Source organism: Streptomyces canarius (genome assembly GCF_014650735.1).
In the GTDB taxonomy this organism is placed as follows: domain Bacteria; phylum Actinomycetota; class Actinomycetes; order Streptomycetales; family Streptomycetaceae; genus Streptomyces; species Streptomyces olivaceoviridis.
The window spans coordinates 288,265-302,596 of the sequence record NZ_BMVN01000007.1; the positions used below are offsets into that span (position 1 = coordinate 288,265).

The 14,332-nt window shown below is 70.2% G+C and carries 11 protein-coding genes; 10 read left to right on the forward strand and 1 reads right to left on the reverse strand.

All coding sequences use genetic code 11. The features are described from left to right. Positions 1–82: 82 nt before the first annotated feature. From folC to IE294_RS13590, 10 genes are all read left to right on the forward strand, one after another. Positions 83–1,597, forward strand: a complete 1,515-nt coding sequence (gene folC / locus IE294_RS13545; protein ID WP_189885655.1) for a bifunctional tetrahydrofolate synthase/dihydrofolate synthase — start codon at positions 83–85, stop codon at positions 1,595–1,597. A gap of 9 nt (positions 1,598–1,606) precedes the next feature. Further along, the gene (locus IE294_RS13550; protein WP_014672707.1) at positions 1,607–1,969 is read left to right on the forward strand and encodes a DUF4233 domain-containing protein; all 363 of its coding nucleotides are present in this window, start codon (positions 1,607–1,609) and stop codon (positions 1,967–1,969) included. Positions 1,970–2,034: 65 nt separating this feature from the next. Further along, positions 2,035–2,448, forward strand: coding sequence for a nucleoside-diphosphate kinase (gene ndk, locus IE294_RS13555; protein WP_014672706.1), 414 nt, complete (start codon positions 2,035–2,037; stop codon positions 2,446–2,448). Between the two features lie 261 nt (positions 2,449–2,709). Continuing rightward, positions 2,710–3,729: a rod shape-determining protein gene (locus IE294_RS13560; protein WP_014672705.1), complete on the forward strand. Its 1,020-nt coding sequence runs from the start codon at positions 2,710–2,712 to the stop codon at positions 3,727–3,729. Between the two features lie 165 nt (positions 3,730–3,894). Then, positions 3,895–4,833, forward strand: a complete 939-nt coding sequence (gene mreC, locus IE294_RS13565; protein ID WP_189885657.1) for a rod shape-determining protein MreC — start codon at positions 3,895–3,897, stop codon at positions 4,831–4,833. A gap of 13 nt (positions 4,834–4,846) precedes the next feature. After that, a complete protein-coding gene (mreD, locus tag IE294_RS13570) occupies positions 4,847–5,524 on the forward strand; it encodes a rod shape-determining protein MreD (RefSeq protein WP_189885659.1) in 678 nt (225 codons plus the stop codon). Positions 5,525–5,670: 146 nt separating this feature from the next. Then, positions 5,671–7,923, forward strand: coding sequence for a penicillin-binding protein 2 (gene mrdA / locus IE294_RS13575; RefSeq protein ID WP_189885660.1), 2,253 nt, complete (start codon positions 5,671–5,673; stop codon positions 7,921–7,923). Beyond that, positions 7,920–9,116, forward strand: a complete 1,197-nt coding sequence (rodA, locus tag IE294_RS13580) for a rod shape-determining protein RodA (RefSeq protein ID WP_189885662.1) — start codon at positions 7,920–7,922, stop codon at positions 9,114–9,116. Before mrdA ends, rodA begins: the two co-directional genes overlap by 4 nt. A 48-nt stretch (positions 9,117–9,164) precedes the next feature. After that, the gene (locus tag IE294_RS13585; protein ID WP_189885665.1) at positions 9,165–10,667 is read left to right on the forward strand and encodes a CYTH and CHAD domain-containing protein; all 1,503 of its coding nucleotides are present in this window, start codon (positions 9,165–9,167) and stop codon (positions 10,665–10,667) included. 69 nt (positions 10,668–10,736) lie between these two features. Further along, positions 10,737–12,698: a TIGR03960 family B12-binding radical SAM protein gene (locus tag IE294_RS13590; RefSeq protein ID WP_189885667.1), complete on the forward strand. Its 1,962-nt coding sequence runs from the start codon at positions 10,737–10,739 to the stop codon at positions 12,696–12,698. 348 nt (positions 12,699–13,046) lie between these two features. On the opposite strand, the gene IE294_RS50115 is transcribed toward IE294_RS13590, so the two are convergent. Further along, positions 13,047–13,949: a hypothetical protein gene (locus IE294_RS50115; protein ID WP_189885668.1), complete on the reverse strand. Its 903-nt coding sequence runs from the start codon at positions 13,947–13,949 to the stop codon at positions 13,047–13,049. Positions 13,950–14,332 lie beyond the last annotated feature (383 nt).

A 14,332-nucleotide genomic window follows, 5' to 3' on the forward strand; every position in this document is an offset into this window, starting at 1 on the left:
GCGAGCGCCCCCGTCGGCCCGCGAGACAAGCCACCCCATACCGGCGCCCCGCCGCAGGCATCCGCTCCGTAGACTGGGCCCCGTGAGCGAAGCGCCCGGCACCAGCGACACCCCCGACCCCCTCGACTCCTTCGACGAGATCATCGAGGCCGAGACCACCCGCGACCCCGACCTCGCGGTCATCGAGGCCGGCAGCCGCACCCTGCGCACCCAGGGCGGCCCTCCGCAGGCGGACGTGCCCGCCCGCCCCGAGGACCCCGAGGTCGACAAGGCCCTGCGCGAGGTCGAGGCGGAGCTGGCCACCCGTTGGGGCGAGACGAAGCTGGAGCCCTCGGTCAGTCGCATCGCCGCGCTGATGGACGTGCTGGGCGAGCCCCAGCGGTCGTACCCCTCGATCCACATCACGGGTACGAACGGCAAGACCTCCACCGCCCGCATGATCGAGGCCCTGCTCGGCGCCTTCGAGCTGCGCACCGGCCGCTACACCAGCCCGCACGTGCAGTCGATCACCGAGCGGATCAGCCTGGACGGCGCCCCGATCACCGCCGAGCGGTTCATCGAGACGTACCAGGACATCAAGCCGTACGTCGAGATGGTCGACGGGCAGCAGGAGTACCGGCTGTCCTTCTTCGAGGTGCTCACCGGCATGGCGTACGCGGCCTTCGCGGACGCCCCCGTGGACGTCGCCGTCGTCGAGGTCGGCATGGGCGGCTCCTGGGACGCCACCAACGTGATCGACGGCGACGTCGCCGTCGTCACCCCCATCGACCTCGACCACACCGACCGGCTCGGCGAGACGCACGCGCAGATCGCCGGAGAGAAGAGCGGCATCATCAAGCAGGACGCGACCGTCATCCTGGCCCAGCAGCCGGTGGACGCGGCGCAGGTGCTGCTGAAGAAGGCCGTGGAGGTCGACGCCACCGTGGCCCGTGAGGGGCTGGAGTTCGGCGTCGTCGACCGGCAGGTCGCCGTCGGCGGGCAGCTCCTCACCCTGCGCGGCCTCGGCGGCGAGTACCACGAGGTGTACCTGCCGCTGCACGGCGCCCACCAGGCGCACAACGCGGCGGTCGCGCTCGCTGCCGTGGAGGCGTTCTTCGGCGTGGGCGCGCAGCGCGCCGAGCCGTTGGACATCGACACCGTGCGCAAGGCGTTCGCGGCCGTGTCGTCCCCGGGCCGGCTGGAGGTCGTACGGCGCTCTCCCACCGTCGTGCTGGACGCCGCGCACAACCCCGCGGGTGCCGAGGCCACCGCCGAGGCCGTGCGGGAGGCGTTCGACTTCACCCGGCTGATCGGGGTCGTCGGCGCGAGCGGCGACAAGAACGTGCGCGGGCTGCTGGAGGCCTTCGAGCCGATCTTCGCGGAGGTCGTCGTCACGCAGAACTCCAGCCATCGCGCCATGGACGCGGACGAGTTGGCCGCGATCGCCGTCGAGGTGTTCGGCGACGAGCGCGTGCAGGTCGAGCCGCGGCTGCCGGACGCCCTGGAGGCCGCGATCACGCTGGCCGAGGAGGAGGGCGAGTTCGCGGGCGGCGGTGTGCTGGTGACCGGTTCCGTCATCACGGTCGGCGAGGCCCGGCTGCTGCTGGGGAAGGGCTGAGAGTCGAAGATGCGTACGCTCTGTGCATCGACCCTGATCGGCGAGTTCTTCGTCATCGGCTTCGCCGGGCTCGTCGCCATGAAGGACCCGGACCTGTCCACGTCGACGGTGTGGCTGGTCAGCGGCATCGCGATGCTGCTGTGCGTGCTGCTGTGCGGCATGGTGACCCGGCCCGGCGGGGTGGCCCTCGGCTGGGCCCTGCAAATCGCCCTGATCGCCTCCGGTGTCGTCGTCCCGACCATGTACTTCCTGGGCGCGGTGTTCGCGGCGCTGTGGTGGGCGTCGGTGCACTTCGGGAGAAAGGTGGACGAGGCGAAGGCCCGCTTCGCGGCCCAGGCCCAGTCCTCCTCCTCCACGCCTGACGCTGCGTAACAACGGCCCCGACACGCCCTGTAACCTCGTCCCACCGCACCCGCAAGTCGTGTAAGGAGCCTTCCGTGAGCCAGCGCACCCTCGTCCTCCTCAAGCCCGACGCCGTCCGTCGTGGCCTGACCGGCGAGATCATCAGCCGCATCGAACGCAAGGCCGGCTGGCAGATCACCGCGCTGGAACTGCGCACCCTGGACCAGGACACGCTGGAGCAGCACTACGGCGAGCACAAGGGCAAGCCGTTCTACGAGCCGCTGGTGGAGTTCATGTCCTCCGGTCCGGTCGTCGCGCTGATCGTGGAGGGCGAGCGGGTCATCGAGGGCGTGCGCCAGCTTGCCGGCCCGACCGACCCGATCGCCGCCGCGCCCGGCTCGATCCGCGGTGACTACGGCGTGATCGTCCGCGAGAACCTGATCCACGCCTCCGACTCCGAGGAGTCCGCCGAGCGCGAGGTGAAGATCTTCTTCCCCGGCCGCGCGTAACGCCCGTCCGCCGCGGAGAGGGTCCGGGACCACGCCCGGCCCTTTCCGGCACAGTCCTGGCATTTGAGGGAACGAGCGCCCCCGAACGCCCGTCTCCACGAGCGGGGCGGCACGCCATCTGGTGACAATGGCGGAGACCCTCGCGCAGTGTTCGTGCAGGCGCGTTTACGATGGAAGCCTTCACGTCACAGCACCCGCCTCGCCGGCCTGACATGCCCTCAAACGCTCAGGACGGCCAGATGAATCCGGATGGGGAACTCAATGTCGTTCATCGGCCGTGACATGGCTGTCGACCTCGGGACCGCCAACACGCTGGTGTACGTCAGGGGTCGCGGGATCGTACTGAACGAGCCGTCCGTCGTGGCGATCAACACCAACACGGGTGGGATCCTCGCGGTCGGTGCCGAAGCGAAGAAGATGATCGGCCGGACGCCGGGCAACATCGTGGCGGTCCGTCCGCTGAAGGACGGCGTGATCGCCGACTTCGAAATCACCGAGCGGATGCTCCGCTACTTCATCCTGAAGATCCACAAGCGGCGGTATCTGGCCCGGCCGCGGGTCGTCGTCTGTGTGCCCTCGGGCATCACGGGCGTCGAGCGCCGGGCGGTCATCGAGGCGTCCTCCCAGGCCGGCGCCCGTCAGGTGCACATCATCGAGGAGCCCATGGCCGCCGCCATCGGCTCCGGTCTGCCGGTCCACGAGGCCACCGGCAACATGGTGGTGGACATCGGCGGCGGCACCACGGAGGTCGCGGTCATCTCGCTCGGCGGGATCGTCACCGCCCAGTCCATCCGCGTCGCCGGCGACGAACTGGACAACGCGATCATCCAGTACATCAAGAAGGAGTACAGCCTCCTCCTGGGCGAGCGCACGGCGGAACAGATCAAGATCACCATCGGTTCGGCGTACGACCTCGACACCGACGAGCACACCGAAGTCCGCGGCCGGGACCTGGTGTCCGGGCTGCCGAAGACCGTCGTCATCTCGGCGGCCGAGGTCCGTAAGGCGATCGAGGAGCCGGTCAACGCGATCGTGGACGCGGTGAAGACCACCCTCGACAAGTGTCCGCCGGAGCTGTCCGGCGACATCATGGACCGAGGAATCGTTCTGACCGGCGGAGGAGCCCTGCTGCGCGGGCTCGACGAGCGGCTGCGGCGGGAGACCGGCATGCCGATCCACATCGCCGAGGACCCCTTGGACAGCGTCGCGCTCGGCTCCGGCAAGTGCGTCGAGGAGTTCGAGGCGCTCCAGCAGGTCCTGGACGCCCAGCCGCGCAGATGACGCGACTCTTCGATTCCGCCGTACGAGACGTTCTCCTCTCGTGCGGCGGATCGTTGATATAGAGGCATAAGCTCCCACGAACGGGCCTCTTGGGCCGCGTCACAGCACGCGCGTTCTCCAGGGGTCCGACGAATTCCTACTTGAGGAAGGGCACGGCCGCCGCACGTGAGGGACACGAAAGAGAGCCGGCTGCTCCTGGTCCTGTTGGTCGCCATCGCGTTCGCGCTGATCACGGTGGACATCCGCGGAGGCCGGAACTCCCCGGTCGACGGTGCCCGGCACGCCGCCGCGGCGGTGTTCGGCCCGGTCGAGAACGGGCTGTCCTCCGCGGTGGACCCGGTCGCGGGCGCCGTCTCCGCGGTCCGCGACTCCGGCAGCCGGCACGACCGGCTCGCCGCGCTGGAGAAGGAGAACGCGGCCCTCAAGGCCAAGCTCGGCAGCGACGACCGCAACCGCAGCCGCCTGAAGCAGCTCGACAAGCTGCTCAAGGTGGCCGGCGAGGGGCAGTACGGCATCAAGGGCGCCCAGGTCATCGCCATAGGCTCGGCCCAGGGCTTCTCCTGGACCATCACCATCGACGTCGGCGCCGACGACGGCATCAAGCGGGACATGACCGTCCTGAACGGGGACGGCCTGGTCGGCCGGGTCACCACCGTCGGCCCCAGCACCTCCACCGTGCTGCTCGCCAACGACCCGGACTTCACCGTCGGCACCCGCATGGAGGCGGGCGACGAACTCGGCTTCGCCTCCGGGCAGGGCGACCGCCCGCTGCGCGTGGAACTGCTCAACGGCAAGGCGGAGGTGAAGAAGGGCGACCGGCTCGTCACGTTCGGCTCGCAGGCCGACAAGCCGTTCGTGCCCGGTGTCCCGGTCGGCGTGGTCTCCCGCGTCGACCCCTCCGGCGGTGGCCTGACCCGCACGCTGTACGTCACCCCGTACGTCGGCTTCACCAAGCTCGACATCGTCGGCGTGGTCGTGGCGCCGCCGAAGCAGGACCCGCGGGACACCGTGCTCCCGGCCAAGCCGAAGCCGGTCCCGACGCCGACGGTGACCGTGACGGTCACCCCGTCGGCCGACGCCCCCGCCACCGACGAGCAGCAGTAGGAGCTGTATCCCCATGCGTGTCAACCGGATCCTGCTCTCCACCCCGCTGGTCGTCGTGGCCCTGGTGATCCAGGTGAGCGTCCTCGCCCGGCTGCACCTGCCGGGCGCCGTCCCCGACCTGCTGCTGCTCACCGTCCTCGGCCTGGCGATGGTCTACGGCCACGTCGGCGGCGCCCTCGTCGGTTTCGGTGCCGGTCTCCTCGCCGACCTGGCCCCGCCGGCCGACCACGCGGCCGGCCGGTACGCGCTCGTGCTGTGCGTCATCGGCTACTTGGCCGGGCTCGTCAAGCCGGAGAACGGCCGGCTGAAGTCGGCGACCGGCCCGATGGCCGTCGTGGTCGCCGCCGCCATCGGCTCCACCCTGCTCTACGCCGGGGTGGGCGCCCTGGTCGGCGACACCGCCGCCCGCCATGTCGGCCTGCCGGGGCTGCTGTTCTCCGCCGCCCTGTACGACCTGCTGCTCGCGCCGTTCATCGTGCCCGGCGTGATGTGGCTGGCCCGCCGCGCCGACAACGACCCGCTCACCGAGACCGGGCCCGCGGCCAAGGCCGGGGACATCTCCTCGGGCTGGCTCTCCTCCGGCACGGGTCTGCGCATCGGCGGCCAGCGCAGCGGTCTGGGCGCCCTGAAGGCCAAGGCGCGCACGCGCTCCGCCCGGGTCGGCCGCATCAAGGGGGTCAAGCGGCTGTGAGGGGCGGGGAGTTCCACACCGGCGGGCCGACCTCCGGTGAGTTCACTCGAACGGGTAAGCGTTCCTGGAACGCCGGTTCACAGGCCGGTCGTTCATCATTCGTACGCGTTGTCGCACAGGCGCACTGAGAGGGGGAGACAGCCGCAGTGACCAACATCCCCGAGACCGGTCGGACCCCACGGGTCCAGATCCGGCTCGTCGTCATCCAGATCCTCGTTCTCTCCCTCCTCGGCACGCTCGGCGGCCGGTTGTGGTACCTCCAGATCCGGGAGGGCGCCGAGTACCAGAAGGAGGCGTCCGGCAACCACGTCCAGCAGGTCGTCGATCCGGCCGTGCGCGGCGACATCCTGGACGCCCGGGGCGTCCCCCTCGCGGACAACGAGACCCGCCTGGTGGTCTCCGCCTCCCGCACCGACCTGCTGAAGCAGAAGGACGACGGCAAGGCCGTCCTCACCAAGCTGGCCGGCGTCCTCGGCATGAGCCCCGAAGAGGTCATGCAGAAGGTCCGGCTGTGCGACGCCGAGACCCCCCAGCCCTGCTGGAACGGCTCGCCCTACCAGCCGATCCCGATCACCGACGAGGCCACCGCCAAGCAGGCCCTGCAGATCCGCGAGCGCTCCGAGGACTTCCCCGGCATCACCGCCGAGCCCGAGGCCGTCCGCCGCTACCCGGGCCCCGGCAAGTCCAACACCGCGCAGGTGCTCGGCTATCTCTCGCCCGTCACCGACGCCGAGATCCAGCAGGCCAAGGACTCCGACTCGCCCTACCTGCGCTCCGACATGGTGGGCCGCTCCGGCCTGGAGCGGACGTACGACAAGGTGCTGCGCGGCAAGGCCGGCGTCACCCGCTACGAGGTCGACAACCTCGGCCGGGTCATCGGCAAGGCCAAGTCGGACGCGGCCGAGTCCGGTTCGAACCTGGTCACCAGCATCGACTCCCGCGTCCAGCGGGTCGCCGAGTACGAGCTGGACAGGGCGATGAAGGCCGCCCGCCAGCAGTTCGACAAGATCACCGGCACCAACTACAAGGCGGACTCCGGTGCCGTCGTGGTGATGGAGGCCAAGACCGGCCGCATCGTCGCCATGGCCTCGGCGCCGACGTACGACCCGAACGTCTGGGTCGGCGGCATCTCCGCCAAGGACTACAAGGCCCTCACCGGCAAGGACTCGGACTACCCCCTGCTCAACCGGGCCATACAGGGTCAGGCCGCCCCCGGCTCGACGTTCAAGGTGGTCTCCACGGCCGCCGCGGTCGAGGCCGGCTACGACTTCGACGGCCGCTACCCCTGCACCAGCTCGTACTCGGTCGGCGGCCAGGTCTTCAAGAACTTCGAGGGCGAGAACTTCGGCCCGATCCCCCTGGGCCGCGCCCTGGAGGTCTCCTGCGACACCGTCTTCTACTACCTGGCCGACAAGGAGTGGAAGAAGGACGGCGGCATCAACCCCAAGAAGGGCCAGCCGAAGGACTACTTCTACAAGGCCGCCCACCAGTTCGGCCTCGGCAAGGAGACCGGCGTCGACCTGCCCAACGAGGTCACCGGCCGCGTCCCCGACCGCCAGTGGAAGCAGGCGTACTGGAAGGCCAACAAGGACGCCTGGTGCAGGACCGGCAAGAAGGACGGCTCCTACGTCGAGAAGATCGCCTACGAGAACTGCCTCGAAGGCAACAAGATGCGCGAGGGCGACTCGATCAACTACTCCATCGGCCAGGGCGACACCCTCGTCACCCCGATCCAGGAGGCCGTGATCTACGGCGCCGTCGCCAACGGCGGCACGATGTACCAGCCGACCATCGGCAAGGCGATCATCAGCGCCGACGGCAAGACGGTGCGGGAGATCAAGCCGACGAAGCGCGGCAGGCTGCCCGTCAGCCAGGCCACCCTCAAGGGCATGGACGACGCCTTCGCGGGCGTCATCACCCGCGGTACGGCGGCCTGGAAGTTCGGCGGCTGGCCGCAGGACAAGATCCCGCTGCACGCCAAGACCGGTACGGCCGAGGTCTACGGCAAGCAGACCACGTCCTGGCTGGCCACCTACTCCAAGGACTACACGGTGATCATGACGATCGCCCAGGCCGGTACGGGTTCCGGCGCCTCCGGTGAGGCCGTGCGCAACATCTACAGCGCGCTCTACGGCGTCCAGGGCGACGGCTCCATCGACGGCAAGAAGGCGCTGCTGCCCGAGCCGCAGAAGAGCCTGCCCAAGGTCCGCACGGACGGCACCATCGCCGCCCCGAAGGTCACCGGCGACCCGGCGAAGGACGCCGAGGCCGCCCAGAAGAACAACCCGACCAACGGCGACGGCCAGCAGCCCGCCGGCACCACGCCGTCGCCCGGCACGGGCAATCGTGACACCCGCAGACGGCCTCGCAGGAGGGGAAGCCGGAGGATGCCCTCATGACCGGCGCGAACAGCTTCTCCGTCTCCGGGTACGGCCCCGAGCGGGCCGGCTGGACCAGGATCTTCGCCCGCGACTCGCTCACCCGCCGGCTGGACTGGCCGATACTGCTCGCGGCCACCGCCCTGTCCCTGCTGGGCTCCCTGCTGGTGTACTCGGCGACCCGCAACCGCACCGAGCTGAACCAGGGCGACCCGTACTTCTTCCTGCTCCGGCACCTGATGAACCTCGGCATCGGGATCGCCCTGATGATCGGCACCGTCTGGCTCGGCCACCGCGCCCTGCGCAACGCCGTGCCGATCCTCTACGGCCTGTCGGTGCTCCTCGCCCTGGTGGTCCTCACCCCGCTCGGCGCCACGATCAACGGCCAGCGCAACTGGCTGGTGATCGGCGGCTTCTCGCTCCAGCCCGCCGAGTTCCTCAAGGTGTCGATCATCCTGGGCATGGCCATGATGCTGGCCGCGCGGGTGGACGCGGGCGACAAGCCGTACCCCGACCACCGGACCGTCTTCCAGTCCCTGTGCCTGGCGACCGTCCCGATCCTGATCCTGCTGCTCATGCCCGACCTCGGTTCGGTACTGGCCATGGTGGCGATCATCCTCGGCGTGCTGCTCGCCTCCGGCGCCTCCAACCGCTGGGTCTTCGGTCTGCTCACCGCCGGTGTCATCGGCTGCATCGCGATCTGGCAGCTGCACATCCTGGACGAGTACCAGATCAACCGGTTCGCGGCCTTCGCCAACCCGGACCTGGACCCGGCCGGTGTCGGCTACAACACCAACCAGGCCCGCATCGCCATCGGCTCCGGCGGACTCACCGGGGCCGGGCTGTTCCACGGCTCGCAGACCACCGGCCAGTTCGTGCCCGAGCAGCAGACCGACTTCGTCTTCACGGTCGCGGGGGAGGAGCTGGGCTTCCTCGGCGCCGGCTTGATCATCTTCCTGCTCGGTGTCCTCCTGTGGCGCGCCTGCCGGATAGCGCGTGACTCGACCGAGCTGTACGGGACGATCGTCGCCGCCGGGATCGTCGCCTGGTTCGCCTTCCAGTCCTTCGAGAACATCGGCATGACCCTCGGCATCATGCCGGTCACCGGTCTGCCCCTGCCGTTCGTGTCGTACGGCGGCTCGTCCATGTTCGCGGTCTGGGTCGCGGTGGGACTGTTGCAGTCGATCAAGGTGCAACGGCCCATGTCGGCGTAGGCCCGGCGCCCCCTGCCGTTCCGGCGCCCCGGACACTAGATTCGGTGCATGGCGGATGCGAAACGCGAGATCGAGCGCAAGTACGAGTCCGACGACAGCGGGCTGCCGGACCTGACCGGTGTCGGCGCGGTGGCGGCCGTCCTGGACAAGGGCCTGATGGAACTCGACGCCACGTACTACGACACCGTCGACGAACGTCTGGCCGCCGCCGCCCTCACCCTGCGCCACCGCACCGGTGGCGCGGACGCCGGCTGGCACCTGAAGTTCCCGGTCGCCCCCGGAGTCCGCGACGAGATCCAGGCCCCGCTCTCCGACACCGTTCCCGAGGAGATCGCGGCCCTCGTCCGGTCCCGCGTCCGGGACGCGGCGCTCGTCCCGCTGGTCCGGCTGCGCTCCGCCCGCGACGTCAGGCACCTGGTCGACGCCGAGGGCGTGCTGCTGGCCGAGGCCAGCGTCGACGCCGTGACCGCCGAGCGGTTGAGCGGCGGGGGCGGGGTCGCCCAGTGGACCGAGATCGAGGTGGAACTGGCCGACGGCGGCGACCCGGCCCTCCTCGACCAACTGGAGAAGCGGCTGGGCAAGGCGGGCGTACGGCCGTCCCGGTCGCCGTCGAAGCTGGCGCGTGCCCTGGAGGAGACGGCCGCCGGCCGGCGCCGGAAGAAGACCGGGCCCCCGCCGCCGGTGACCGCCGGTGACCACGTCCTCGCCTACCTCCGCGCCCAGCGGGACGCGCTGGTCGAGCTGGACCCCGCCGTCCGCCGCGACCTGCCCGACGCCGTGCACCGCATGCGGGTCGCCACCCGCCGCGCCCGCAGCACCCTGCGCACCTTCGGCGCCCTCTTGGACCGCACCGTCACCGACCCCGTCGGCGCCGAGCTGAAGTGGCTCGCCGGCGAGCTGGGCGTCGACCGCGACCAGGAGGTGCTGGCCGACCGCCTGACCACCGCCCTCGACGCGCTCCCGGCCACCCTGGTCACCGGCCCCGTCCGCGAGCGGCTCACCGCGTGGTCCCGCGCCCGGCACGGCGGCGCCCACGCCCACCTCACCGGCGTGCTGGACTCCCGCCGCTATCTGGCCCTGCTGGACGCCCTGGACGCCCTCCTCGCGGACCCGCCGCTGCGCGAGGCGGCCGGCAAGAAGCCGGGGAAGGCCCTCACCAAGGCCGTACACAAGGACGAGAAGAAGCTGACGGATGTCGTGGAGCACGCCCTGGCGCTGCCGCCGGGGCGGGACCGCGACCTCGCCCTGCACGAGGCCCGCAAGAAGGCCAAGCGCACCCGCTACGCCGCCGAGGCCGCCACCGAGGCGCTGGGCGCCCCCGCCCGCACCCTGACCAAGGCCATGAAATCCCTGACCACCCTCCTGGGCGACCACCAGGACAGCGTCATGGCCCGCCGCACCCTCCGCGAGCTCGCGGCGGTGGCGCACGCGGCGGGGGAGAGCGCGTTCACCTACGGGGTGCTGTACGGCAGGGAGGAGGCACGGGCGGCGGCGACGGAGGCGGAGCTGCCCCGGCTCTGGCAGGAGAGCGGGTCCGGGCCGGCCCGCTGAGCGTTCGGGGGAGGCCGCCGGGCGGGTTAGGCTTGATGGTCCCCCCTGTCACTCATGAAGGTTCGCGAGATGCCTGTCGAGTCGGTTTTCCCGCAGCTCGAAGCTCTGCTCCCGCACGTGCAGAAGCCGATCCAGTACGTCGGCGGAGAGCTCAACTCCACGGTCAAGCCGTGGGACGAGTGCGACGTCCGCTGGGCGCTCATGTACCCGGACGCGTACGAGGTCGGTCTGCCCAACCAGGGCGTCATGATCCTTTACGAGGTCCTCAACGAGCAGGAAGGGGTCCTCGCCGAGCGCACCTACAGCGTGTGGCCGGACCTGGAGGAGCTGATGCGGGAGCACGGCGTCCCGCAGTTCACGGTGGACAGCCACCGCCCGGTGAAGGCCTTCGACGTGTTCGGCCTCAGCTTCTCCACGGAGCTGGGTTACACGAACATGCTCGCCGCGCTGGACCTGGCCGGCATCCCGCTGGAGTCCAGGGACCGCACGATCGACGACCCGATCGTCCTGGCCGGCGGCCACGCCGCCTTCAACCCGGAGCCGATCGCCGACTTCATCGACGCGGCGGTCATCGGCGACGGCGAGCAGGCCGTGCTGGACATGACCCGGATCATCCGCGAGTGGAAGGCCGAGGGCCGCCCCGGTGGCCGCGAGGAGGTCCTCTTCCGTCTCGCGAGGACCGGCGGGGTCTACGTACCGGCGTTCTACGACGTCGAGTACCTCCCCGACGGCCGTATCGCCCGTGTGGTCCCCAACAAGTCGGGCGTCCCGTGGCGTGTGTCCAAGCACACGGTCATGGACCTGGACGAGTGGCCGTACCCCAAGCAGCCGCTGGTCCCCCTGGCCGAGACGGTCCACGAGCGCATGTCGGTCGAGATCTTCCGCGGCTGCACGCGCGGCTGCCGCTTCTGCCAGGCGGGCATGATCACCCGTCCGGTGCGCGAGCGCTCCATCACGGGCATCGGCGAGATGGTGGACAAGGGCCTGAAGGCGACCGGCTTCGAGGAGGTCGGCCTGCTGTCGTTGTCGTCGGCCGACCACTCGGAGATCGGCGACGTCGCCAAGGGCCTCGCCGACCGCTACGAGGACGACAAGATCGGCCTGTCCCTGCCCTCCACCCGCGTCGACGCCTTCAACATCGACCTGGCGAACGAGCTGACCCGCAACGGCCGCCGCTCGGGTCTGACCTTCGCCCCGGAGGGCGGCTCGGAGCGCATCCGCAAGGTCATCAACAAGATGGTCTCGGAGGAGGACCTGATCCGCACGGTCGCCACCGCCTACGGCAACGGCTGGCGCCAGGTGAAGCTGTACTTCATGTGCGGCCTGCCGACGGAGACCGACGACGACGTCCTCCAGATCGCCGACATGGCGACCCGCGTCATCCAGAAGGGCCGCGAGGTCTCGGGCTCGAACGACATCCGCTGCACGGTCTCGATCGGCGGTTTCGTCCCCAAGCCGCACACCCCCTTCCAGTGGGCCCCGCAGCTCTCCGCCGAGGAGACGGACGAGCGCCTCGCGAAGCTCCGCGACAAGATCCGCGGCGACAAGAAGTACGGCCGCTCCATCGGCTTCCGCTACCACGACGGCAAGCCCGGCATCGTGGAGGGCCTGCTCTCCCGCGGCGACCGCCGCATCGGCGCCGTCATCCGCGCGGTGTACGACGACGGCGGGCGCTTCGACGGCTGGCGCGAGCACTTCTCCTACGACCGCTGGATGCGGTGCGCCGACAAGGCCCTCGCCCCCTACGGCGTGGACGTCGACTGGTACACCACCCGTGAGCGCAGCTACGAGGAGGTCCTGCCCTGGGACCACCTCGACTCCGGCCTGGACAAGGACTGGCTCTGGGAGGACTGGCAGGACGCCCTCGACGAGACGGAGGTCGAGGACTGCCGCTGGACCCCGTGCTTCGACTGCGGCGTCTGCCCGCAGATGGACACCCACATCCAGATCGGCCCGACCGGCAAGAAGTTGCTGCCCTTGACGGTCAAGAACGGTGGTCCGACGCCGGCTTCGAGTGGTCACACGCACTGACGTGAGTGAGGTACTCGATCGGGTGGTTGAGGCGTTGGCGGGTGTGAGCGAGGAGGAGGTGGCTGTGACATTGGCTGCTCTCGGAACCCCAGCTTCGAGTCGTCGGCAGGCGCCGACGGAGCGCTCTCGCACGCCTCTGCCGGGTCCTGGGAGGTCGTCGGGCATCCACTCTGAAGTGGAGTGGGTCTGAGCCTCTGCGGTCGCGCACAGGCTGCGTGGTGATCATGAGCGCCCCCTTCGCTTCGGAGGGGGCGCAGTCGTGTCATGACCTGCCGTAACAGCCGGTGCAAGTTGCCTTTGGCAAGTTGATGTCCGCACTAGCGATTGCTGGCTAAAGTCGTTTGGTTACTACTGGTTGTGGGGCAACCAGAGCTTGGTCGGCTGTGCCGACGTCCTGGGGAGGGCCTGTAGCGCATGAGTCGTCGCTCTGCTGGTTTTGTCGGTGTCTGGGCGGAGACGCAGGGTCAGCACCAGCGTCAAGTAGAAGCCGAGGCCAGACGGCGCAGGGAAGAGGAACGGCAGGCGCGGGCCCATCAACGACGTGCCACGCAGGAGTACCGGCAGTACCGACAAGCAGAGGCGAGACGGCGCACGGAGGAGCTGGACGCGCAGGTCGCCTCCTTGCAGGGGTTGCCGGCCGCGGGTTGTCAGGCGCCTGCGTTCAGGGCGTCGTCCCTGATGCGCGCGGAAGGGATACCGCCGTTCGACCCCGGACAGCTCGCCTGGCCCGTGCGCATGCCGGATCCGAGCCGGTACCCAGCGCAGGGAGGTTGGACCGCAAACCGGCGACGCACCCAGGGCGGCCAGCGCGCCCGTCCCGGCCGCGACTGCTGAGCGGGAAGGCGCCTGGGAAGTCGCCGATCGCTCCCCACTCGTGCCCGGTCGCGACGGCGGTGGACATGACGGCCACGCCGATCGAACCTCGAACCTCGTGGAAGGCGTTGACACCCGGAGGCGAATCCTGCCCCCTCGTGAGCGACCATGGCACGCCGGGATGCCCGTTTTGTTCAGAGCACGGCCGATCAGCTCCTGATACTCGGCGAAGCCGTCGGTCAGGTTCTCCACCGTCTTCTCGTCGGACCGGTCGCCCTTGGGGGCGACGGCATGGGCGGCGACGGCAAGGGCCCGCAGACCTGACCGGTCTCGTGACGCGCCACCGTAGAAGTCGGCCGCCTTCTCGTACGGCGCCGGCAGACGCCCCTTTCCGGCGTCGCCGCTGGACAGCGCCATGTTGGCGGCCTGGGCGTCCATGTCGTTCAGGCGAGGTCGAGACCGGCGCCGCTGGTGGTGCGCGGGGCGTCCCGCCCACTGACGTCGTTCCAGACTGCCGTTCGCTGCCGCCCCGGCGATGGTGGGCAGGGCGACCACGGCGGTGGCGAGTACGACCGTGGACGCGCGCAGAAGGCGCAGCCGCGCGGACACGGCGGCCCAGAAGCGGCGGCGCAGAGCAGTAGGTGGGCCACGGCCTGCCGAGCCAGACGCAGCGCCGGACCAGGATCACCCGTCCGCCCACGTCTCCGCGGCCCGGAGCCGCCGCCGGCCGGGGCGTCCTCGTGTGCCGCGGCGGTGCCTCCAGCTCGGTCCTGGCCCCCACGCTGGTTCCGGCCGTGATGGTCACGGTCCCTCCACGTCAC

Excerpts from the sequence above, each read along its gene's own strand:
- IE294_RS13590 (WP_189885667.1), top strand. The coding sequence starts at position 10,737 with ATGCCTGTCGAGTCGGTTTTCCCGCAGCTCGAAGCTCTGCTCCCGCAC.
- IE294_RS13560 (WP_014672705.1), top strand. The coding sequence starts at position 2,710 with ATGTCGTTCATCGGCCGTGACATGGCTGTCGACCTCGGGACCGCCAAC.
- IE294_RS13585 (WP_189885665.1), top strand. The coding sequence starts at position 9,165 with ATGGCGGATGCGAAACGCGAGATCGAGCGCAAGTACGAGTCCGACGAC.
- IE294_RS13550 (WP_014672707.1), top strand. The coding sequence starts at position 1,607 with ATGCGTACGCTCTGTGCATCGACCCTGATCGGCGAGTTCTTCGTCATC.
- mreD (WP_189885659.1), top strand. The coding sequence starts at position 4,847 with ATGCGTGTCAACCGGATCCTGCTCTCCACCCCGCTGGTCGTCGTGGCC.
- IE294_RS50115 (WP_189885668.1), bottom strand. The coding sequence starts at position 13,949 with ATGGACGCCCAGGCCGCCAACATGGCGCTGTCCAGCGGCGACGCCGGA.
- rodA (WP_189885662.1), top strand. The coding sequence starts at position 7,920 with ATGACCGGCGCGAACAGCTTCTCCGTCTCCGGGTACGGCCCCGAGCGG.